The organism is Streptomyces sp. ADMS, from assembly GCF_033441795.1.
Taxonomy (GTDB): domain Bacteria; phylum Actinomycetota; class Actinomycetes; order Streptomycetales; family Streptomycetaceae; genus Streptomyces.
In genome coordinates this window covers 37,138-56,657 of the sequence record NZ_JAVFVX010000013.1, presented here as the reverse complement: position 1 = coordinate 56,657, position 19,520 = coordinate 37,138, and the positions used below count along the sequence as shown (strand labels likewise).

18 protein-coding genes and 1 pseudogene are annotated in these 19,520 nt (G+C 72.2%); 7 read left to right on the top strand and 12 right to left on the bottom strand.

What is annotated here, in order from left to right; translation table 11 throughout:
* Nucleotides 1-108 precede the first annotated feature (108 nt).
* Together RB628_RS08775 and RB628_RS08770 are read right to left on the bottom strand one after the other, a co-directional pair.
* Nucleotides 109-774 (bottom strand): hypothetical protein, encoded by a 666-nt coding sequence (locus RB628_RS08775; protein ID WP_318319741.1) that lies wholly within the window; start codon nucleotides 772-774, stop codon nucleotides 109-111.
* 728 nt (nucleotides 775-1,502) lie between these two features.
* Nucleotides 1,503-2,297 carry an RNA polymerase sigma factor SigF gene (locus RB628_RS08770; RefSeq protein ID WP_318319740.1) on the bottom strand — a complete coding sequence of 265 codons (795 nt, stop codon included), beginning with the start codon at nucleotides 2,295-2,297 and terminating at the stop codon, nucleotides 1,503-1,505.
* Between the two features lie 658 nt (nucleotides 2,298-2,955).
* On the opposite strand from RB628_RS08770, the gene RB628_RS08765 reads away from it, so the two are divergent.
* From RB628_RS08765 to RB628_RS08755, 3 genes are read left to right on the top strand one after another with little or no spacing between them, the layout of a single operon-like run.
* Complete coding sequence (locus tag RB628_RS08765) at nucleotides 2,956-3,369, top strand: DUF2795 domain-containing protein (RefSeq protein ID WP_318319739.1); 414 nt, start codon at nucleotides 2,956-2,958, stop codon at nucleotides 3,367-3,369.
* Nucleotides 3,366-3,824 carry a CBS domain-containing protein gene (locus RB628_RS08760; RefSeq protein ID WP_318319738.1) on the top strand — a complete coding sequence of 153 codons (459 nt, stop codon included), beginning with the start codon at nucleotides 3,366-3,368 and terminating at the stop codon, nucleotides 3,822-3,824. The genes RB628_RS08765 and RB628_RS08760 overlap by 4 nt, the downstream gene beginning before the upstream one ends.
* A 19-nt stretch (nucleotides 3,825-3,843) precedes the next feature.
* Complete coding sequence (locus RB628_RS08755) at nucleotides 3,844-4,389, top strand: type 1 glutamine amidotransferase domain-containing protein (protein WP_318319737.1); 546 nt, start codon at nucleotides 3,844-3,846, stop codon at nucleotides 4,387-4,389.
* 143 nt (nucleotides 4,390-4,532) lie between these two features.
* On the opposite strand, the gene RB628_RS08750 is transcribed toward RB628_RS08755, so the two are convergent.
* The 3 genes from RB628_RS08750 to RB628_RS08740 form a co-directional block, all read right to left on the bottom strand.
* Entirely contained in the window at nucleotides 4,533-4,775 is a 243-nt protein-coding gene (locus tag RB628_RS08750; protein WP_318319736.1) for a DUF6158 family protein, read from the bottom strand.
* Nucleotides 4,776-4,843: 68 nt separating this feature from the next.
* The gene (locus RB628_RS08745) at nucleotides 4,844-6,463 is read right to left on the bottom strand and encodes an ABC-F family ATP-binding cassette domain-containing protein (protein WP_318319735.1); all 1,620 of its coding nucleotides are present in this window, start codon (nucleotides 6,461-6,463) and stop codon (nucleotides 4,844-4,846) included.
* A gap of 328 nt (nucleotides 6,464-6,791) precedes the next feature.
* On the bottom strand, nucleotides 6,792-7,451 hold the full coding sequence (locus tag RB628_RS08740) for a histidine phosphatase family protein (protein WP_318319734.1): 660 nt from the start codon (nucleotides 7,449-7,451) through the stop codon (nucleotides 6,792-6,794).
* A gap of 114 nt (nucleotides 7,452-7,565) precedes the next feature.
* Here RB628_RS08740 and RB628_RS08735 point away from each other — a divergent pair, with 114 nt between their 5' ends.
* From RB628_RS08735 to RB628_RS08725, 3 genes are all read left to right on the top strand, one after another.
* Entirely contained in the window at nucleotides 7,566-9,059 is a 1,494-nt protein-coding gene (locus RB628_RS08735; protein ID WP_318319733.1) for a bifunctional phosphatase PAP2/diacylglycerol kinase family protein, read from the top strand.
* Nucleotides 9,060-9,182: 123 nt separating this feature from the next.
* A complete protein-coding gene (locus RB628_RS08730; protein WP_318319732.1) occupies nucleotides 9,183-10,016 on the top strand; it encodes a class I SAM-dependent methyltransferase in 834 nt (277 codons plus the stop codon).
* 71 nt (nucleotides 10,017-10,087) lie between these two features.
* Nucleotides 10,088-10,258 carry a hydrophobic protein gene (locus tag RB628_RS08725; protein ID WP_318319731.1) on the top strand — a complete coding sequence of 57 codons (171 nt, stop codon included), beginning with the start codon at nucleotides 10,088-10,090 and terminating at the stop codon, nucleotides 10,256-10,258.
* A gap of 181 nt (nucleotides 10,259-10,439) precedes the next feature.
* Here RB628_RS08725 and RB628_RS08720 read toward each other — a convergent pair.
* The 3 genes and pseudogenes from RB628_RS08720 to RB628_RS08710 form a co-directional block, all read right to left on the bottom strand.
* Nucleotides 10,440-10,742 (bottom strand): annotated as a pseudogene (locus tag RB628_RS08720) (DNA primase); the annotation flags it as partial.
* A 307-nt stretch (nucleotides 10,743-11,049) separates the two neighbouring features.
* Entirely contained in the window at nucleotides 11,050-12,921 is a 1,872-nt protein-coding gene (locus RB628_RS08715; protein WP_318319730.1) for a transketolase, read from the bottom strand.
* A complete protein-coding gene (locus RB628_RS08710) occupies nucleotides 12,918-14,348 on the bottom strand; it encodes an NAD(P)/FAD-dependent oxidoreductase (protein WP_318319729.1) in 1,431 nt (476 codons plus the stop codon). Before RB628_RS08710 ends, RB628_RS08715 begins: the two co-directional genes overlap by 4 nt.
* A gap of 223 nt (nucleotides 14,349-14,571) precedes the next feature.
* Here RB628_RS08710 and RB628_RS08705 point away from each other — a divergent pair, with 223 nt between their 5' ends.
* The gene (locus RB628_RS08705) at nucleotides 14,572-15,531 is read left to right on the top strand and encodes a TIGR03557 family F420-dependent LLM class oxidoreductase (protein ID WP_318319728.1); all 960 of its coding nucleotides are present in this window, start codon (nucleotides 14,572-14,574) and stop codon (nucleotides 15,529-15,531) included.
* A 200-nt stretch (nucleotides 15,532-15,731) separates the two neighbouring features.
* Here RB628_RS08705 and RB628_RS08700 read toward each other — a convergent pair whose 3' ends face one another.
* The 4 genes from RB628_RS08700 to RB628_RS08685 all read right to left on the bottom strand — a co-directional run bounded on the left by RB628_RS08700 (nucleotide 15,732) and on the right by RB628_RS08685 (nucleotide 19,519).
* The gene (locus tag RB628_RS08700) at nucleotides 15,732-16,283 is read right to left on the bottom strand and encodes a GNAT family protein (RefSeq protein ID WP_318319727.1); all 552 of its coding nucleotides are present in this window, start codon (nucleotides 16,281-16,283) and stop codon (nucleotides 15,732-15,734) included.
* A gap of 26 nt (nucleotides 16,284-16,309) precedes the next feature.
* Complete coding sequence (locus tag RB628_RS08695; protein WP_318319726.1) at nucleotides 16,310-16,501, bottom strand: hypothetical protein; 192 nt, start codon at nucleotides 16,499-16,501, stop codon at nucleotides 16,310-16,312.
* Nucleotides 16,502-16,634: 133 nt separating this feature from the next.
* Nucleotides 16,635-17,564: an LD-carboxypeptidase gene (locus RB628_RS08690; RefSeq protein ID WP_318319725.1), complete on the bottom strand. Its 930-nt coding sequence runs from the start codon at nucleotides 17,562-17,564 to the stop codon at nucleotides 16,635-16,637.
* Nucleotides 17,561-19,519, bottom strand: coding sequence for a prolyl oligopeptidase family serine peptidase (locus RB628_RS08685; RefSeq protein WP_318319791.1), 1,959 nt, complete (start codon nucleotides 19,517-19,519; stop codon nucleotides 17,561-17,563). The genes RB628_RS08690 and RB628_RS08685 overlap by 4 nt, the downstream gene beginning before the upstream one ends.
* Nucleotide 19,520: the final 1 nt, after the last annotated feature.

The window sequence follows — 19,520 nt, the reverse complement described above, 5'->3', positions numbered from 1 at the left end:
CCCCCCGACAACCCGCTCGCCACATACCAGCCTCCGCACGGTCGCCGATGCCGCTGATGGTTCCGGCTGCTCGGGCCGGTCACGGACGCCGCACGGGCGGCACCCCGGTCAGCCGCGTGCGGACGTCGCCCTGCGGCGCAGCCGGTGTACTGCGGCCCCGGCCGCGCCCGCGATCAGCACTCCCCCGGCGACGAGGGCCGGCACGGAGTCGGTGAAGGCGCCGCCCTGCCCAGCCTGCACCCCGCGCTGCACCGGAGCGGGAGTGGGCGCGGGGGTGTGCGTGGGGCAGGAGGACACGCCCTGCGGGTCGGTTCCGTGGGAGTCGGTGCCGCACGTGCCGGTCCCGGTGCCGTCGCGCGTCACTGTGAACGTCGCCTTCCACGTCTTGCCTTCGCCGCCGGCCTGCCCGGGGCACGTACCGTCGGCGGACCATTCGGATGCGGGCCCGCTCGCGTTCTGACCGCCCTCGAAGGTCCCGGCGGGCGCGATCTTCGCGGTGCCGCTGTAGGCGGGTCCGGCCGCCGGGTCGCCGTTGCCGGGAACCTGCTGAAGCTGGACGGTGCCCTGCTCGAAGCCCTGGGAGTGCGCGTCGATGGCCGGGGGCGGGGTCCCGCCGGTCGCCTCGCAGGCCACGGAGACGGTGACGGTGCCGCCGGGGCCGACGGTGCCCGGGCTGACCTCCCCGGCGGCGTCCGCGGACGCCGCCGAGGCGGCGGTGCCCAGGGCGGCACCGGCCAGGGCGGCGGCGGACAGGACACGGGCGGTGCGGCGCATGGCGGGGCTCCTTCGAGCGACGGCAGCGGGGCACGTCGGGTGATGCCCCGCAGCCCATCACAGCCCGACCGGCGGCGGAGCGCGCGCGGCCGGGCCCCATTCGCGGGACGGGCGCGCCCGAGCGGGTGAAGATGCCCGGGCCCGCCCGCCCTCGTCCGTCCCTGGACCGGGCGTCGGTCCGACAGGGAGACCGGCTCCCCCTCCGGACCGCGTCCGCGCCGGGCGACAACATGCGCGGTACCCCCGGACAGTTTGCGGTTGACGCCCTGCGAGATACGGCGCTGGACGGCGAAGGCGTCGCCGGCGTCACAGCCCAGGACCTGTATGACGATGCCGGACGACCGGTCGACGACAAGCCTGGTGCGCAGGCGGTGCCGAGCTGTTCCAGCTCCCTGAGCGCGGCGCGGTAGGAGCGGTCGCGGCACAGGATCCTGCAGACTGTCCCCTGGTCGTCGCCGGGTGGGCTCCCCCGCGCCGTACGTGCGTCCCGACGCCCCGGACGCCTTCGGCCACCACGCGACCGGCGTACCGATTCCGGGCCTGCGAACGTGACGTCCCTGCCGTGTGAACCGCCGGCCCGCGACGGCGTCGTACACGGGATGCTTCCCCTGCTTCCGCAGCACCCGGCCGGCGCTCTCGACGGCGGAGGCGCGGACGACGGACATGTTCTCTCGTCATACCGCCTCGGCCGTACACGAGTTGGCGGTGAACGGCCCCGGACCGGTCGGTCAGGCCGCGTCCTTCATGACCTGGTCCCGCAGCCGGTTGCAGGAGCGGCTGATCAGGCGGGAGACATGCATCTGGGAGATGCCGAGCTGCTCGGCGATGCGGCTCTGCGTCATGTCCCCGAAGAACCGCATGTAGAGGATGGCACGTTCACGCTCGGGCAGCGCCCGCAGCCGCGGCTTGACGGCCTCGCGGTCGATGACGATGTCGAGGGCCGGGTCGGGTGCGCCGAGCGCGTCGCTGAGGGAGTATCCGTCCTCGCTGCCGGGCAGTTCGGCGTCGAGGGAGAGCGCGGTGAAGCTCTCCAGCGCCTCCAGACCGACCTTGACGTCCTCCTCGCTCATGTTGGCGTGCTCGGCGATCTCGGCGACGGTGGGCCTGCGGCCCGAGATCGTCTGCGACAGGTTCTGGGTGGCGAACCGCACACGGTTGCGCAGGTCCTGGACCCGGCGCGGTACGTGCAGGGTCCACATGTGGTCACGGAAGTGCCGCTTGATCTCACCGGTGATTGTGGGTACGGCGTAACTCTCGAAGGCGTTCCCGAGCTCGGGGTCGTAGCGGTCGACGGCCTTGACCAGGCCCAGCGCGGCCACCTGACGCAGGTCGTCCAGGCTCTCGCCCCGGCTCCGGAAGCGGCCCGCGAGCCGGGCGGCCATGGGCAGCCAGGCCTCGACGATCTTCGCCCGGAGTGTGTCACGCTGCTGGCCGGGAGGAAGCGCCGCAAGCCTGCGGAACGCCTCCGCGGTGTCGGGGGCGTCGTTGTGAGGGTGGCGCTTCGGACTCGTTTGCGTTCGCATGGTGCGTCGCAACTCCCTTGGAGTGCTTGGGTTGGACGGGTCCCCGTGGGAGGTCGCGCACCACCCGGACAGACACATCCGGGCCGGCGGTAAGCCGCTCCCACGGACGTGCCTCCTGTCCGAAGCACTGATGTGCGCCTGCCCCGCCCTTTGCGCGGTAAACAGGTGTGCGCGGCGAACAGGTTTTCCGCGGTGCCACGTGGTGACTCGGCCAGAACCACCTCTACGTATCTCCTTCTGGGGCGTGGTGGAGGCCTTCGGTCTGTCCCGGCGACGGCATCAACGGTCCGCTCGCCACCCGGGGCCGTGCCGGGAACCGGCCCCACCGGGTCCGAGGCGTCCGCGGAACGGCGCAGCGTCCAGTCCCGGCACGTGGAGATGTGCGCGTTCGAGACGGTCGGCCACGCCGAGTTCGGCAATCGCCCCGGAGTACGCGCGGCCACCTCCGGGCACGGCGCGATCCACCTCCTGAACGGCCGGTACGACGCCAGGCCGACCGGGGCGCGACGGTCCGCCAGGGTTCAGGGCGAAGGGACGGGCATTTCCCGCGGTCCGGGTGCGGAGCCGGGAGAAGTCCGGGCGCGGGAAGCTCCGGGCAGGTGTGTCGGCAGCGGATCCTCGGGTACGCGGCGGGCACCCTCGAAGTCTGGAGGCAGTCATGCAACGAGGCAGCGGCCGTGTCAGCGCCCATCGCGACGACGAGATGAAACACGAGGTCCAGAGCCTGCTCAGGTCCGGCCATCCCACCCGCACCGAGGAGTGGCACGACCCGGAGCCCGCCGCCGAGGACGACCCGTGGATCGCGGGCGGTCCGGTGGCTCCCGGCCGAGCGCCGGCCGGGATCGAGACGGTGCGCTTCGAACTGGCCCGCTTCCTGAGCCGTACGTCCTTCCCGGCCGGCCCACGCGAACTGCGCCGCCTCATGCGCGCCGGGCACGCCCCCGACACGCTGGTCGAGCCTCTGGAGCAGCTTCCCGGGGACGCCCGCTACGGCTCCGTGCAGAAGCTCGCCGAGGCGGTCGTGAGCGGTTCCGCATCCGCTGGCACCACCGGAAGGGACCCGCGATCATGACCGAGCTCGTCAGGGACGTCATGACACCCCGGGTCGTCGCGGTGCCGCCGGGCGCCACGCTCGTCGACGCGGCGCAGCTGATGCGGGCCGAGGACATCGGCGATGTCCTCGTGGCGGACCAAGGGGTGCTGGTCGGGGTACTCACCGACCGCGACATCATGGTGCGGGCCGTGGCGGAGGGCGCCGATCCGCTCACCGTGAGTGCCGGGACGGTGTGCACGCCCGACCCGGTGGTGATCGGTCCCGACGAGGCGGTGTCCACCGCCGTCACGCTGATGCGCGAGCACGCGGTGCGCCGGCTGCCGGTCGTCTCGCACGGGAAGCCGGTCGGCATGGTCAGCCTGGGTGACCTCGCGGTGTCGCGGGACCCGGGTTCCGTGCTCGCCGACATCAGCCGGGCCGCGCCGGACAGTCTCCGGGGCATGCCGGGAACGTCGGGCCCCGCCCCCGCCTGAAGAAGGGACACCGAGACACATGCGTATCGCTTTTCTGACCGCCCCCGAGGGCGTCGAACAGATCGAACTCACCGAGCCGTGGCAGGCGGTGGCCGACGCGGGCGGGGAACCCGTGCTCGTGTCGACGGAGCGGGGTGAGATTCAGGCCTTCGACCATCTCGACAAGGCGGACACCTTTCCCGTGGACGAGGTGGCCGGCGAGGCACCGGCCGAGTCCTTCGACGGGCTGGTGCTGCCCGGCGGCGTGGCCAACCCGGACTTCCTGCGCACGGACGAGCGTGCCGTCGCTCTCGTCCGGGACTTCTTCGACCGGGGCCTTCCGGTCGCCGCGATCTGCCACGCCCCGTGGACACTCGTGGAGGCGGACGTCGTGCGCGGCCGGGTGCTCACGTCGTGGCCGAGTTTGCGCACCGACATCCGCAACGCGGGCGGCGACTGGGTGGACGAGCAGGTGCGGATCTGCGACCACGGGCCCAACATCCTGATCACCAGCCGCAAACCCGACGATCTGAAGGCATTCTGCGAGGCACTAGTGGCCGAGTTCGGCAAGAGGACCGCCGGCTGAGGCCTCCGGCCACCGGCAGCCTCGCCCCCGTCGCGGCGGTCGCGGCCCATCGGCACGGGATTCGACCCCCGGTGCGCCGCTGAGAGTCACCGCCGCCGCTGGTGCCGCTCCGGGAGCCGTCGGGCTCCCGGCAGCGGCACCGGTCACTTCTCTGACTCCTGCGTGCAGTCCCGGTCCCGGGCGCCCTCACGGGTACGGCCCGCGGCGATCGGGCGGCGCGGATGGCGGCGCAGGTACTCGCCCTCCAACTGCGCCATACGGCCGTTGTGGGCGCGCAGCGCGTCGTTCGAGCCGTGCAGCAGCGTGTCGTGGCGGGTGCGGTGGATCGTCTCCAGCTCCTTCATCAGCTGCTGGTCGTCCAGCCGGCCCGGGTCGACTCCGTTCATGGTGGCACCCCTGCTCCGTAGAGTCCTTCGATACGGCCCGGGTACCCGTGGCCGCTCGGGCGAAGCCCCTACCGCGCCCGCTCCACCCGTCGCTCGTCCCACACCGGCTCCGGGGTCTCACGGACCCGCCCGTCGCTGCCGAAAACCAGATAGCGATCGAACGAACGAGCGAACCAACGGTCGTGCGTGACGGCGAGAACCGTGCCTTCGAACGCCTCCAGCCCCTCCTGGAGGGCCTCGGCGGACTCCAGGTCCAGGTTGTCCGTCGGCTCGTCCAGCAACAGCGCCGTGACGCCCTCCAGTTCCAGAAGCAGGATCTGGAAACGGGCCTGCTGCCCCCCGGAGAGCCGCTCGAAACGCTGCTCGGCCTGGGCGGTCAGCTCGTAGCGGCGCAGCCGGGACATGGCGGCGCCCCGGTCCTGGGAGTGCTCACCCCACAGGATGTCGAGGAGCGTACGGCCCTCCAGCTCGGGATGGGCGTGCGTCTGCGCGAAGTGCCCGGGCACGACCCGCGCCCCGAGCTTCCACTCGCCCGCGTGGTTCACGGTCTCCCCGGCGAGCAGCCGCAGGAAGTGCGACTTGCCGGAGCCGTTGGAGCCGAGTACGGCGACCCGTTCGCCGTAGAAGACCTCCAGGTCGAAGGGTTGCATCAGCCCGGTGAGCTCAAGTCCCTTGCAGGTGACGGCCCTTACGCCGGTACGGCCGCCCTTGAGTCGCATGGTGATGTCCTGCTCGCGCGGCGGCTCGGGCGGCGGCCCCGCCTCCTCGAACTTCCGCAGCCTGGTCTGCGCGGCCTGATAGCGGGATGCCAACTCATGGCTGATGGAAGCCGCCTGACGGAGGTTCAGCACCAGCTTCTTCAGCTGGGCGTGCTTCTCGTCCCAGCGCCGCCGCAACTCCTCGAAGCGCGCGAACCGTTCACGCCGCGCCTCGTGATAGGTGGCGAACCCTGCGCCGTGCACCCACGCGTCCGCGCCGGCGGGCCCGGGTTCGACGGACACGATCTTCTGGGCGGACCGGGAGAGCAACTCCCTGTCGTGGGAGACGAAGAGCACCGTCTTACGGGTCTCCGCGAGCCGCTCCTCCAGCCACCGCTTGCCCGGTACGTCGAGATAGTTGTCGGGCTCGTCGAGCAGCAGCACCTCGTCCGTGCCGCGCAGCAGCGCCTCCAGCACCAGCCGCTTCTGCTCACCGCCGGACAGCGTGCGCACCAGCCGCCACTGGGCCTTCTCGTACGGCACTCCGAGCGCGGCCGTGGTGCACATGTCCCACAGGGTCTCGGCCTCGTAGCCGCGCGCCTCGGCCCAGTCGGAGAGCGCCTGCGCGTACTGGAGCTGGGCCGCCTCGTCGTCGACGGTCAGCATGCCGTGCTCGGCCAGGTCGACCGCCTTGGCGGCCTCCTGGATCCGTGGTGTGGCGACCGAGACGAGCAGGTCCCGTACGGTCGTCTCGTCCCGTACGGAGCCCACGAACTGGCGCATCACGCCGAGCCCGCCGCTCACGTTGACGGTCCCGCCGTGCGGTTTCAGTTCGCCGGAGATCAGCCGCAGCAGAGTCGTCTTCCCGGCGCCGTTGGGGCCCACGAGGGCCACGACGGCCCCCTCGCCCACCCGGAACGAAACATCGCCGAGCAGCGCCCTCCCGTCGGGAAGGTAGTACTCAAGGTGCGCTGCTTCGAGGTGTCCCATGAGGACGCATTCTGCGGGCCGACCACGACCTCGGGCAAACCCATAAACGCAGACCCGCACCGCCGCGTGCGGTCACGCGCGCGTGACCGCACGCGGCTGGGGCCTGGCGTCCGGATCACGCCGGCTTCAGGCTGCGGCGCCTCATCGGGTCAGGTGAGCGGGGTGTGGTGGGTGCGGCTGCACGGCGGAGGAGGGCGTCACGCGATGGAGGTTCCCGGCTTGAGCGCGGTCGAGAGCGGGGGAGCCGGCAACCGACGGCAACGCCGCTGGGCCCCTCCGGGGAAGTGCGTGCCACACCCCGCGCCCAGGCGTGATCCAGCGACAGGCTCTAACCGTGCAGCGCTTCCCCCGCCGGCCCGCTGCCCGTACCCGGCCCGGCCACCGCGACGACCGCGCCGGCCCAGGACAGGGCCTTCCAGCCGTCTTCCGGCGAGCCCTCCAGGACGACCACGCCGGTGTTGTCGAGCCGGTGCTCGGCGGCGTAGGGCACGTCGACGTTGTCCGCGCGAGCGGCCGTCCACATCCGGATCACGGCACCGTGGCTGACCATCGCGACCGTGCCGGCCCCGCTGTCGGCGGCCTCCGCGACGACCGCGTCGAACCGCCCGAGCACCTCTACGCCGTTCTCCCCGCCCGGCATCCGCGGCTCCGTGTCACCGGCCGACCACGCGAACAAAGTGGTCATGTACGTGTGCGCGGTCTCGGAGTCGCCGGGCAGCATCTCCAGGTCCCCGGCGGACACCTCACGAATGCCGTCGCGTATCTGTACGTCGAGGCCGCGCGCCCCTGCCATCGGGGCCGCGGTCAGTTGCGTACGGGTCAGGGTGGAGGCGTACAGCGCGTCGATGTCCTCGCCCGCGAGCGCCTCCCGCAGCGCTTCGGCCTGCCGCTCCCCCAGCTCGGTCAGTCCGGGCCCCGGAACCGCGGTGTCCAGCAGGTGCTTCACGTTCGACGGGGTCTGACCGTGCCGGATCAGCAGCAGACGCATACGACTTCCCTCTCGCCCACGACCTTGCGAAAGCCCCCTGACTCGTGCGGCCGACGACCGCGAAGGACTCGTCCGACAAGACAAGCAGGCTCACTTCAGGGTACCCAGAGGTGCATGACCGCAGACTTCGACTTCACCATTCCGCAGCCCGGCCGCCACGCCCTGCGCAAGCACCTGCTGAATCTCGACTCCCGGGTGTTCGAGGCCTCCGCCACCCTGCACTGGCCGGGTGCCGAGCCCGTCCTGCCGAGGCTGAGCCGCAGCGCGAACCACGGCGTCCTGTGGTTCGCGACAGCCGCCGCCCTGGCGGTCACCGGGAGCCCCCGGGCCCGCCGGGCCGCCGCCCGGGGCCTCGTCTCCCTCGCCGTGGCCTCCGCGACGATCAACACGGTCGGCAAGCGCTCGGTACGCCGCCCACGCCCCGTTCTGGACCCCGTACCGCTGGCCAGGCAGCTGAAGCGGCAGCCGATCACCACGTCGTTCCCGTCCGGTCACGCGGCGTCGGCGGCCGCTTTCGCGACCGGGGTCGCCCTGGAGTCCCGGGGCCTGGGGGCAGTGGTGGCGCCGGTCGCCTTCTCGGTGGCGATGTCCCGGGTCTACACCGGCGTCCACTTCCCCAGTGACGTGCTGGCCGGCGCGGTCCTGGGCGCGGGCGCCGCGTTCGCCGTACGGAGGCTCGTGCCGACCCGCGACCGCTCCGCGCCCCCGGCCCGGCCGCACGCCACGGTCCCGGCGCTGCCCGACGGCGAGGGTCTGATCCTGGTGGCGAACACGGCGGCGGGCACCGCGGACCGGGTCCGCGCCCTGGAGGACGCGCTGCCGCTGGCGGAGATCGTGGAGTGCGCGCCGGAGGACCTTCGGGACGAACTGGAGAAGGCGGCGGCCCGCTGTCAGGTGCTCGGCGTGTGCGGCGGCGACGGCACGGTGAACACGGCCGCCGGGATCGCCCTGCGCCGTGGACGGCCGCTCGCGGTACTGCCCGGCGGCACGCTCAACCACTTCACGCTCGACCTGGGTGTCAAGGACGCCCAGGACGTCGGCCGGGCGGTACGGCGGGGCGAGGCGGTGCGCGTGGACGTGGGGCGGTTCCGGTCCGGGGACCAGGAGGGAGTCTTCCTCAACAACTGCAGCCTGGGCGTCTACCCGGAGCTGGTGCGTGAACGGGAGCGCTGGTCCGACCGGATCGGTGACTGGCCGGCCGGGGTGCTCGCGGCGGTACGGGTGCTGCGCGCCGACCACCATCCCCTGGAAACTCAACTCCAGGGCGGACGGCGCCCGTTGTGGCTGCTGTTCGCGGGCAACGGCACCTACCACCGCTCGGGTCTCGTACCGGCCCGTCGGCTCGATCTGGCGGACGGACGGCTCGACGTACGGGTGGTGCACGGCGGACGGGGGCCGGCGCTGCGCCTCCTGGCGGCGGCCGTGGCGGGCCCGTTGACGCGATCCCCCGCTCACGCGGGGGTCCTGGTCCACCGTCTCCAGGTGGACGACGTAGCGCCGGGCACCCTTCTCGCGTACGACGGCGAGGCCACGGAGGTGGCGGGCGGCGTGACGCTCGACAAGCTCCCGGAAGCGCTGACGGTCTACCGCCCGCTGGACCCGAACTGACCTTCCCTCACCTCCTCTTGTCCACATTACAAGACGAGGGTCTCATTATTCGGCACGGCTGCGTACGGTGACGAGCGAGTCGTTCGAAGCTGGTCGCTCGAGAAGACGAGAAGGGGCACGGTCATGTCCAAGCCGCAGTCGCAGCCACAGGAGACCGCCGTCTACACGCACGGGCACCACGAGTCCGTGCTCCGCTCGCACACCTGGCGCACCGCCGCCAACTCGGCGGCGTACCTCCTCGGCTCGCTGAAGCCGCACATGAGGATCCTCGACATCGGCTGCGGCCCGGGCACGATCACCGCGGACCTGGCCGAACTGGTTCCCGACGGGCAGGTCACCGGCGTCGACCGAGCGCCGGGCATCCTGGACCAGGCCAGGGCCACAGCGGCCGAACGGGGTCTCGGGAACGTCGGGTTCGCGGTCGCGGACATCCACGCGCTGGACTACCCGGACGACACGTTCTGCGTGGTCCACGCCCATCAGGTGCTCCAGCACGTGGGTGACCCGGTGCGGGCGCTGCGCGAGATGCACAGGGTCACCAGACCGGGCGGGTACGTCGCCGTCCGCGAGTCGGACTACCTGGCCATGGCCTGGTATCCGGCATCGGAGGGCATGGACGCCTGGCTGGACCTGTACCGCCGGGTGGCCCGCGCCAACGGGGGCGAGCCGGACGCGGGGCGTCGGCTGAAGTCCTGGGCGCTGCGGGCCGGGCTCACGGACATCACGGCCACCTCCAGCACCTGGACGTTCGCGGACGCCGACGAGATCGCCTGGTGGAGCGGCCTGTGGGCGGACCGGACACTCGAGTCGGCGTACGCCGACCGGGCGACCGAAGGCGGGCTGGCGACGCCGGAGCAGCTGCGGGCGGTCTCGGAGGCCTGGCAGGAGTGGGGAGGGCGGAAAGACGCCTGGTTCACGGTGCCGCACGGAGAGATTCTCTGCAGAAAGGCCGCCTGATCGCCGCCTGATCCGCTCGGCCGATGTCTGAGACGCCGATTTCGGGAAACCCGGAGTGCAGGAGGTTCACAATGGTTCCCATTCTGCTCGTACTGCTTCTGGCCCTGATTCTCTTCGGTGCCGGATTCGCGGTGGAAATACTCTGGTGGATCGCACTCATCGTGCTCGTCGTCTGGCTACTGGGCTTCCTGGTGCGAGGCACGAGCGCGAGCGGATCAAAGGGTCGTTGGTATCGCTGGTAGCCGGTATCGGCAAATGATCAGCCCCTGGGAAGCAGGGGCTGAGCGGCCCGAGGACCAGATTCTGGTCCTCGGGCCGCAGTCGTTCCATGAATTGCTTGAACCTCGTCCGGAAGTGGCCACTGCAATTCGCCGGCGAACGCCCTGGGCACCTTTGGCGGCCGTCCGCTTACGCCCTCGGGTTGTCGCGGACCTCGCCCGCGCGGCCGTACGGACGGTCGGCCGGTATCCCGGCCTGCCGCTCGGCCATCGCACTGGACGCGGCTCTGGCGAGGTCCCACAGGTCCTCGCGCAGCTGGTCGCCGATCTCCTTGAAACGCGGGTTGTCGCGTAGTTGCAGCCGCACCAGGTCGGTGAGCGCCCGCGGGCTCAGCTGCATCCGCTTGCCGGCCGCCAGGACGCCGACGGCGAAGACCAGTTTCAGTGTTTTCGTACGTCCGAGGACGTAGCCGGCCCCTACCGCGAGGCCCAGTTCCACTCGGTTCATTTGTCGTGCCGTCCCTTGTCGGTGCCCGCGCCTGTGCGCAGGTCTGTCTCCGGTCGGTCAGGAAATTCGCCCTCGCGACGGCCGGGCTCCCCGTCGTCGATCTCGCCCGCCTCCCACCGCTGTTCCAGCTGGAGAAGTCCGGTGCGCGCCTCGGGCGAACGGCGGTGGCCCTCCGCGCTCAGCCCCTGTCGAGCCTTCGCCGCGGCGGCCCCCGCGCGCCCGCCCGCGACCCGTCACCCCGCCCCACGGGTCGGTACGGGTCTGCCGTCCGCCGGTCGGCCCGCACCCGCCGTCACGTCGGTGCCGCTCATGGCGCGATCGCTTCCTCCACGAGCAGTCGGCCCGCCGCCATGATCGCCTCGGCGTCGATGCCGGCGGCGCGCAGTTGTTCGTCGGGACTCGCCGAGCCTGGCATCGTACGGACGGCGAGGCGCGCCATACGGGGCACCGGCCGTCCGTCGAGGAAGGCGTCGAGGACCGCGTCCCCGATGCCGCCCTCCTCACGGTGGTCCTCGACGGTGAGCAGACAGCCCGTCTCCTCGGCGGCCCGGCGCAGCGTGAGCCGGTCGACGGGCTTGACGGAGTACAGGTCGATGACCCGCACCGGAATGCCCTGGGCGTCGAGCGCGACGGCGGCGGCCAGCGCCTCGTGGACGGTCACGCCCGCCGCGACCACCGTCAGCCGGTCCTCGCGCCCGGCGGAGCGCAGCACCTTGCTGCCGCCGACGGGAAACTCCTCGTCGGGCCCGTACAGCACCGGTGTCCCGCCGCGCGAGGTGCGCAGATACCGGATGCCGTCGAGGCCCGCCATCGTGGCGACGAGCCGCGCGGTCTGGTGGGCGTCGCACGGGTACAGCACCGTCGAACCGTGCAGCGCGCGGAACATCGCCAGGTCCTCCAGGCCCATCTGGGAGGGCCCGTCCTGCCCGATCGCGACGCCCGCGTGCGAGCCGACGAGATTGATGCCGACTCCGCTGACCGCCGCCATCCGCAGGAAATCGTGTGCGCGCGTCATGAAGGCAGCGAACGTCGACGCGTACGGAATCCAGCCGCGCGTCGCCAACCCCACGGCGGCGGCGACCAGTTGCTGTTCGGCGATGTAGCACTCGAAGAACCGGTCCGGGTATTCCTTGGCGAAGGCCTCGGCGCGCGTCGAGTCGCTCACCTCGCCGTCGAGGGCCACGACATCGCCCCGGGCGTTGCCGAGCGCGGCGAGCGCCTGCCCGTAGGCGTCCCGGGTGGGGATCTCGTCGCCCTCGCCCCAGCGGGGCGGTTCGAGGTGCCCGGCCCGTACGGCGTGCAGCGCCCGGGCGGCGCGCGGCTCGGGCGGGCGGATGCGGAGCTCGCGGACACCGCCGAGTTCGGCGATCGCCTCGGCGGCGTCCTTCAGCGGTTTGCCGTGCAGCCCCTCGCGGTCCTCGACGGCCGCGACTCCCTTGCCCTTGAGCGTGCGGGCAAGGATGACGACAGGCTGCCGGGCCGTGGACTCGGCCTCGCCGTAGGCACGGTCGATGGCCTCGACATCGTGCCCGTCGATCTCGACGGTGTGCCAGCCGAAGGCCTTGAACCGGCGGGCGTAGGCGTCGAGATCGTGCCCGTGCCGGGTCGGCCCGCGCTGCCCGAGCCGGTTGACGTCGACGACGAGGACCAGATTGTCGAGCTGCTCGTACGAGGCGTGCTCGGCGGCCTCCCACACCGATCCCTCGGCCAGCTCGCTGTCCCCGCACAGCACCCACACCCGGTACCCGGTGCGGTCGAGCCGCTTGCCGCCCAGCGCGATACCGACGGCCACGGGCAGCCCCTGGCCGAGCGACCCGGTGGCCGTCTCGACCCACGGCAGCCGCCGGGGTGTCGGATGCCCTTCGAGCCGGCTGCCGAGCCCGCGGTAGGTGAGCAGCTCGGCGTCGTCGATGGCGCCGACCGCCTTGTAGGCGGCGTAGAGCAGCGGCGAGGCATGCCCCTTGGAGAGGACGAAGCGGTCGTTGCCGGGGTGGGTCGGGCGGTCGAAGTCGTAGCGGAAGTGACGGGCCAGGAGTACGGCCATCAGATCGGCGGCGGACATGGACGAGGTCGGATGCCCGGAGTTCGCGGCGGCCGAGGCCCGAATACTGTCGACGCGCAACTGCTGGCCCAGTTCGACGAGTTCGGCGCTGTTCTGCAGGGGTTCGGCGGTTTTCACGACTCTCCTTCCGATGCTGCGGACTGTTCCGGAGCCCGCTGTGGTGGCTGCTGCGTGTCCCGCCCCGGGGACCTCCGCGCGCCCGGCACCCGCGCCAGTTCGGGCGACGCCGTGTCCAGCGGCACCGACCAGGACCGTACGAGCCCCAACTGCACGCCCTGGCGCGGCAGTACGGCGTCCAGCAGCCAGTCCGCCGCGACCCGCACCCGGTTTCCGGGCATCACCGCGAGGTGGTACGCGCGGGTGACCGCACCGGCGAGCGGCCCGGACAACGAGACGCCGAGCGGGTTGGCGGCGGCCTTGACCCCGCCCAGATCGACGACGAACCCGAGGTCACGATGGCGGTAGGCGCGTCGTGAGCAGATGCCGAGCGAGGCGGCGACGTTGCGAGCGGCGACCTTGCCCTGCCGCCAGGCGTGCTGAGCTGTCATCCCCGTGAACTGCCCGGGTTTGTCGAGGTCGGGTACAGCGGCGGCGTCCCCGCACGCGAACACCTCGGGGTGGCCCGGCACCTGGAGGAAGGGATCGACGATCAGCCGCCCGCGCTCCAGGGGCTGCCCGATGCTCTCGACGAGCGAAGCGAGATGGGGGTCCCCCCGCCCGAAGGGTGGGGGAGGATCCGGGCGGACCCCGACACACCACACAAGGGTGCGCGAGTCGACGAACTCCCCGTCGGACAACAGCACTCCACCGGCCGTCGCCTCCTTGACGGAGGTTTTGGTGCGTACGTCGACGCCCCGTTGACGCAGCACCCGGTCGGCGGTGCGCGACAGTTTCTCGTCCAGCTCGGGCGGGACACGCGGCGCGATGTCGAGCAGCAGCCAGCGGGGCCGCATGCCTTCGCGCAGGGGCTGCTTGCGTACCAGTGCGTCGGTGAACAGCTGCCCCTGCGCGGCGACCTCGGTACCGGTGTAGCCGGCGCCGACCACGACGAACGTACAGCGGGCGGCGCAGCTCTTGGGGTCGTCGGCGGATGCCGCCAGCTCTACCTGCCGGGTCACGTGGTCGCGCGGATACAGCGCCTCGGGCAGCCCGCGGAAGCCGTGGGCGTTCTCCGCGACGCCGGGCACGGGCAGCAGCTTGTTGACGCTGCCGACGGCGAGGACGAGCCGGTCGTAGCCGAGGATGCCGCTCTCGCCCTCGGGGTCCGTGTAGCGCACGGTGCGCGCTTCGAGGTCGATGCCGTCGGCGTCGGCCTCGCCGAGCACCAGGCGTACCCGGGGCAGGGTGCCGGGGAGGGAGACGGTGACGCGACGCGGTTCCAGGACTCCGGAGGCGACCTGTGGCAGCAGGGGCAGACACAGGAAGTGGTCGGTCGGGTTCAGCGGGGTGATGTCGGCCTTCTGCCGGGTCAGCCGGGCCAGGGTGCGGGCCGTCTGGTACCCGGCGAAGCCGCCGCCGACGATCAGGACGCGGGGTCGACTCACGTTTTCGCCTCCGGCGGGGTCTCGCGTACAGAGCCTTCGGTCAACCGTGCGAATGCCGTCATGAGCATCCGTACGAGCTTTCCGCGTCCCCCTGGTCAGGGCACCCAAACGTCCCTCGAAGCCGGTTCCGCCCGCGGTCCTGCCACCCGCGTGCCGGTTTCCCCGTCGCCCGCTGGGTACCCGAAGCACGCCCCGACCCGCCCTTTTCCGGAGGTGCTTCCCCATGCCCGAATACGGCTACTTCCTCGCGTGCGAGGAATTCGGTCCGGCGGACCTCGGCGAGCAGGCGAGGCAGGCCGAACAGGCCGGGTTCCGGGCGCTGTGGATCTCGGACCACTACCACCCGTGGAACGACGCCCAGGGGCAGAGTCCCTTTGTGTGGTCCGTGATCGGCGCGCTGTCGCAGGCGGTGTCGCTGCCCATCGAGACGGCCGTGACCTGCCCGACCGTACGGACGCACCCGGCGGTGGTGGCCCAGGCGGCGGCGACGAGCGCGGTGATGACGGACGGGCGTTTCCGGCTCGGCGTCGGCACCGGCGAGGCGCTGAACGAGCACATCCTCGGCGACCGGTGGGCGCCCGCGCACATCCGCCTGGAGATGCTGGAGGAGGCGATCCAGGTGATGCGCCGCCTGTTCACCGGCGAGGAGGTCACCCACCACGGCCCCCACTACACCGTCGAGAACGCCCGCCTGTACACCGTTCCCGACGAGCCCGTCCCGATCGACGTCTCCGGCTTCGGCCCCCAGGCGACCGCGCTCGCCGCCCGCGTGGGCGACGGCTACATCACCATGGGCCCCGAGGAGGACCTCACGACCCAGTTCCGCAAGGGCGGCGGGGGCGCGGGGCTCGTCAGCGGCGGTACGAAGGTCTGCTACGGCCCCAACCGTGAGGAGGCCGTCCGCACGGTGCACCGGCTGTGGTCCAACCAACTGCTGCCCGGCGAGATGGCCCAGATCCTCCCCACGCCACGCCACTTCGAGCAGCTGGAGCCGCTGGTCACCGAGAACATGGTGAGCGAGAACACGGTCTGCGGCGCCGACGTGGACGAACACGTCTCGGCCCTGTCCGCCTTCGCCGACGCCGGCTTCGACCGGGTGTACGTCAGCCAGATCGGTCCCGACCAGCGCGGCTTCTTCGACTTCTACCGCACGAAGGTGCTGCCCCGGCTGCCGGGCAGTTGAGGAGGGTGAAGCCGGCACCCGGGTACGGAGCGGTAGCGCCCGCGCGGACGGCAGCCCCGGAGAGGCGCGGCGCTGTATCGATCTGCGGCTGCGCCGCGACGGGGGCCCCGCGCGTGCGAAGCCGAGTGGGGGAGCGGCCGGCCACGACGTTCCGCAGGCCACGCACCGGCTCTCCCATCTCACCGGCCTTCAGCGGAGGGCTACCGCTTCACCATGTCCGACGTGATCGCCCACCGTTCGTGGTCCCGCCAGGCCCCGTCGATGTAGAGGAAGTCCGGCGAGAAGCCCTCCAGCCGGAAGCCGCAGCGCCGGGCGAGCGCGATCGAGGCGGTGTTGCCGGGCTGCACGTTGATCTCCAGCCGGTGCAGTCGCAGCGGCGGCCCGAAGGCGTACCGCACGACGAGATCCACTCCCTCGCCCATCAGCCCCCGCCCGGCCGCGTGCGCGAAGGCCCCGTACCCGAGGGCCCCGCACAGAAAGCCGCCCTGGACGATGTTGTTGATGTTGATGAACCCGGCGATGGCACCCCCGGCGCCCTTTTCACACACGAGGAACCCGGCCCTGGCCGGATCCTCGATCAGCCGCCCGGCGTACGAGGCGTAGGCGTCCGGGCTCGCCGGCGGGGCCAGCCAGGGGTGGTGCAGTTCCCGGCTCTCCCGCACCCGGGCGATGAACTCGGCACCGTCCTCGTAGGTGAACGGGCGTATGCCCGCGCGGGGCCCTTCGGCGAGATGTTCACGGTGCTCAGACACTCAGCCACCCTACGCGCGGCCCCCGTTCACCTGCGCCGCCGCATGAAGCAGGCCCCGCGGAGGGCGCCGATGACGGCGGTGCCGAGCAGCCCCGTCCACAGAGGCATCGTCACTTCGGGGATCAGCAGCCGGATCTCGGTGGCGCGGGTGTTCTCGAAGACGAAGATCAGGGCGAGCAGGGCTGCTGACGGCCACCCTGGTGGGCGTCGGCGGCCCACCGGGCACCACCGGTCCTGGCACCGTTCTCGGAGGTCTTCGGGCTCATGGGGCCGGCATCGGCCGGTCCGGGGCTTCTCGCGCCCGCAGGGGTACGCCGGACGGGTGACGGCGCCGGAGGCCGCCGCGCGCCGCTCACCGCAGCGCCGGTTCCTCCAGTGTCAGCGTCCCCGCGTCCGCGTCCAGTTCGGCGGCCACCCCGAAGGGTATGGTGAGCGCCCCGTCGCAGTGCCCGAACCCGAACTCCTCCACCACCGGTACCCCGAGCCCGCCGAGCCGGTCGGCGAACACGGCACGCAGCCCGTCGTACGGACCGCACCGTTCCCACGACCCGAGTGCGACCCCGGCCACGCCGTCGAGCCAGCCGGTACGCAGCAGCTGCGTCAGGGCCCGGTCGATCCGGTACGCGCTCTCCCCCACGTCCTCGATCATGAGCAGCCCGCCGCGCGCACCGGGCCGGGCGTGCGGGGTGCCCCGTTCGGTGGCGAGCAGGCTCAGGCAGCCGCCAAGGGTGACACCCCGGGCCCGCCCGGGCACCAGGGCCCCGCCGCCTCCCACTGCGGCGACGACCCGTACCGACTCCGGATCGAACAGCGTGGCCCGCAGCTGCTCCTGTGCCCGCGCGTTCTTGAGGATGTCGACGGCGGACGTCATCGGCCCGTGCAGCGTGGCGAGTCCCAGGCGCACCGCGAACGCCTCGTGCAGTGCGGTGATGTCGCTGTAGCCGACGAACACCTTGGGCCCGGCCGCCCGCAGCGCGTCCCAGTCGAGCAGGTCGATCATGCGCTGCGCGCCATAGCCGCCGCGGGCGCACAGCACCGCGTCGACCGTGGGGTCGCACCAGGCGGTCTGGAAGTCGGCGGCCCGGTCGGCGTCCGTTCCCGCGAGGTAGCCGAACTCCCCGTGCCGGTCCAGGACATGGGGCGCCACCACCGGGTCGAGGTCCCAGCCGCGCAGGATGTCGAGCCCTGCCTCCAGCCGCTCCTCGCGTACCGGCCCGCTGGGCGCGACGACGGTGACGCGGGCACCCGGCGCGAGCCTCGACGGCCGTACCAGCGGCTTCACCTGACGAGCTCCAGGGCCGGGACACCGGGCGGGTTGAGGCCGAATACCTGTGCGTACAGGGAGAGTTCGGACTCCAGGACACGTACGGTCGTGTCCGCCCGCCGGAATCCGTGCCCCTCCCCCTCGAACGCGATGTACCGGTGCGGCACACGGCGTCCCTCCGCCGCGAGCCGGGCGAGGAACCGTTCGCACTGCACGGGCGGGCAGATGACGTCGTCCAGACCCTGCAGCAGCAGGAAGGGCGCGGTGATGTCGGCGGCGTGCTCGGCGGGCGAGCGTTCCAGATAGCGGGCCGGGACCTCGGCGAGCGGGCCGACCAGGGTCTCCAGGTACTGCGACTCGAAGTCGTGGGTCTCCCCCGAACCCCAGCCGGCCAGGTCGAGGATGGGGTAGAGGATGGTGCCGCAGGCGTAGATGTCGGTGCCGGTGAGGGAGGCCGCCGCGGTCCAGCCGCCCGCGCTGCCGCCCCGCACGGCGAGCCGGGCGCGGTCGGCGGTGCCCTCGTCGGCGAGGGCGAGCGCGACGGCCGCGCAGTCCTCGACGTCGACGACGCCCCACTGCTCGCGCAGCCGGTTGCGGTACTCGCGCCCGTACCCGGTCGAGCCGCCGTAGTTGACCTCGGCGACGCCGATGCCCCGCGAGGTGAAGTAGGCGATCTCCAGGTCGAGCACGAGAGGCGCCCGCCCGGTCGGCCCACCGTGCGCCCACACCACGTACGGCGGCAGCTCGTCGCCGGGCGCCGTGTACCCGGGGTGGTGCGGCGGATAGATGTGCGCGTGGATGTCCCGGCCCTCCGGGCCGGTGAAGGTGCGGATCTGCGGCTCGGGATAGTGCACCGGGTCGACCGGGTCGTGGTGCGCGGCACCGATCACCCGGGCCCGTCCCGTACGGGTGTCCAGCTCGACGACCTCGTACGCGCTGCGCGGGCTGGCCCCGACGGCGACGACCCGGTCGCCGTGCACGGCGAGGGTGGCCGCGAACTCGGTCCAGGGGCCGGCCGCGTCGACGACGTCGCCGGTCTCGGGGTCCAGCAGCCCGAGCGAGGTCGTCCCGCGTCCGTGCACGACGGCGACGGGGCCGTCCTCCAGCGGTGCGAACCAGCGCTGCCCGACCTTCCACAACGCCCCGCCGAACTCCTCCGGCCGGGGACACACGGGCACGTCGTCCCGGTACAGGTTCCACCAGCCGGAGCGGTCGCTGACGTACAACAGCGCTCCGTCGGCCGCCCAGTCCACCTGCGGGATCGACTCCTCGGGCCCGCCGGCGACGGTCCGGGCACCGCTCAGGGTGCCGTCGGTGCCCACATCCGCGACCACCAGTCCGGTCCCGTCCCAGGGCATCCGCGGATGGTCCCAGGCGAGCCAGGCCGCGCGCCGCCCGTCGGGCGAGATCCGGGGCCCGGTGACGAACCGGTGCCGGTCGTCGGTGAGTTCACGGACGGCGTGCCGGTCCTCGGCGCCCGATCCGTCCAGCGGCACGGCGGCGAGCACGCGCCGCACATCGGTGGGTCCGTCGCCGGTGAACTCCTCCAGCACACACCACACTTCACCGAGTTCGAGCCGCAACAGCGGCTCCACCCAGCGCAGTCCGCCCCCGACCGGGGACAACGGCGTCAGCGGCCATGGTTCCTGACCCTCTTGAAGGCAGTACAGCCGCTGATCGGCGAAGTTCACGAACACGACCAGCGGGCCGCCGTCACGCATGGCACCGGCCCACGGATGGCCGCCGTACTCCATGACCCGGCTCCGCACGTTCCACGGCGCGTCCAGGACCGACTCCTGGGAGCCGTCGGCGCGCCGCCGCACCAGGGTGCGCCGGCCGCCCTCGGTGGGCCGGGGCTCGGTCCACCAGGCCTCGTCGCCGACGAAGCCGACGTACTCGGGTGATCCGTCGTGCTCGGCGGCCAGTTCCGCGCCGATGGGCGAGAGCCATGATCCGTACGGCAGTGTCTGCACT

Bases quoted from the DNA above. Each gene is read 5' to 3' on its own strand.
- RB628_RS08775 (WP_318319741.1), bottom strand. From the start codon at position 774: ATGCGCCGCACCGCCCGTGTCCTGTCCGCCGCCGCCCTGGCCGGTGCC.
- RB628_RS08770 (WP_318319740.1), bottom strand. From the start codon at position 2,297: ATGCGAACGCAAACGAGTCCGAAGCGCCACCCTCACAACGACGCCCCC.
- RB628_RS08765 (WP_318319739.1), top strand. From the start codon at position 2,956: ATGCAACGAGGCAGCGGCCGTGTCAGCGCCCATCGCGACGACGAGATG.
- RB628_RS08760 (WP_318319738.1), top strand. From the start codon at position 3,366: ATGACCGAGCTCGTCAGGGACGTCATGACACCCCGGGTCGTCGCGGTG.
- RB628_RS08755 (WP_318319737.1), top strand. From the start codon at position 3,844: ATGCGTATCGCTTTTCTGACCGCCCCCGAGGGCGTCGAACAGATCGAA.
- RB628_RS08750 (WP_318319736.1), bottom strand. From the start codon at position 4,775: ATGAACGGAGTCGACCCGGGCCGGCTGGACGACCAGCAGCTGATGAAG.
- RB628_RS08745 (WP_318319735.1), bottom strand. From the start codon at position 6,463: ATGGGACACCTCGAAGCAGCGCACCTTGAGTACTACCTTCCCGACGGG.
- RB628_RS08740 (WP_318319734.1), bottom strand. From the start codon at position 7,451: ATGCGTCTGCTGCTGATCCGGCACGGTCAGACCCCGTCGAACGTGAAG.
- RB628_RS08735 (WP_318319733.1), top strand. From the start codon at position 7,566: ATGACCGCAGACTTCGACTTCACCATTCCGCAGCCCGGCCGCCACGCC.
- RB628_RS08730 (WP_318319732.1), top strand. From the start codon at position 9,183: ATGTCCAAGCCGCAGTCGCAGCCACAGGAGACCGCCGTCTACACGCAC.
- RB628_RS08725 (WP_318319731.1), top strand. From the start codon at position 10,088: ATGGTTCCCATTCTGCTCGTACTGCTTCTGGCCCTGATTCTCTTCGGT.
- RB628_RS08705 (WP_318319728.1), top strand. From the start codon at position 14,572: ATGCCCGAATACGGCTACTTCCTCGCGTGCGAGGAATTCGGTCCGGCG.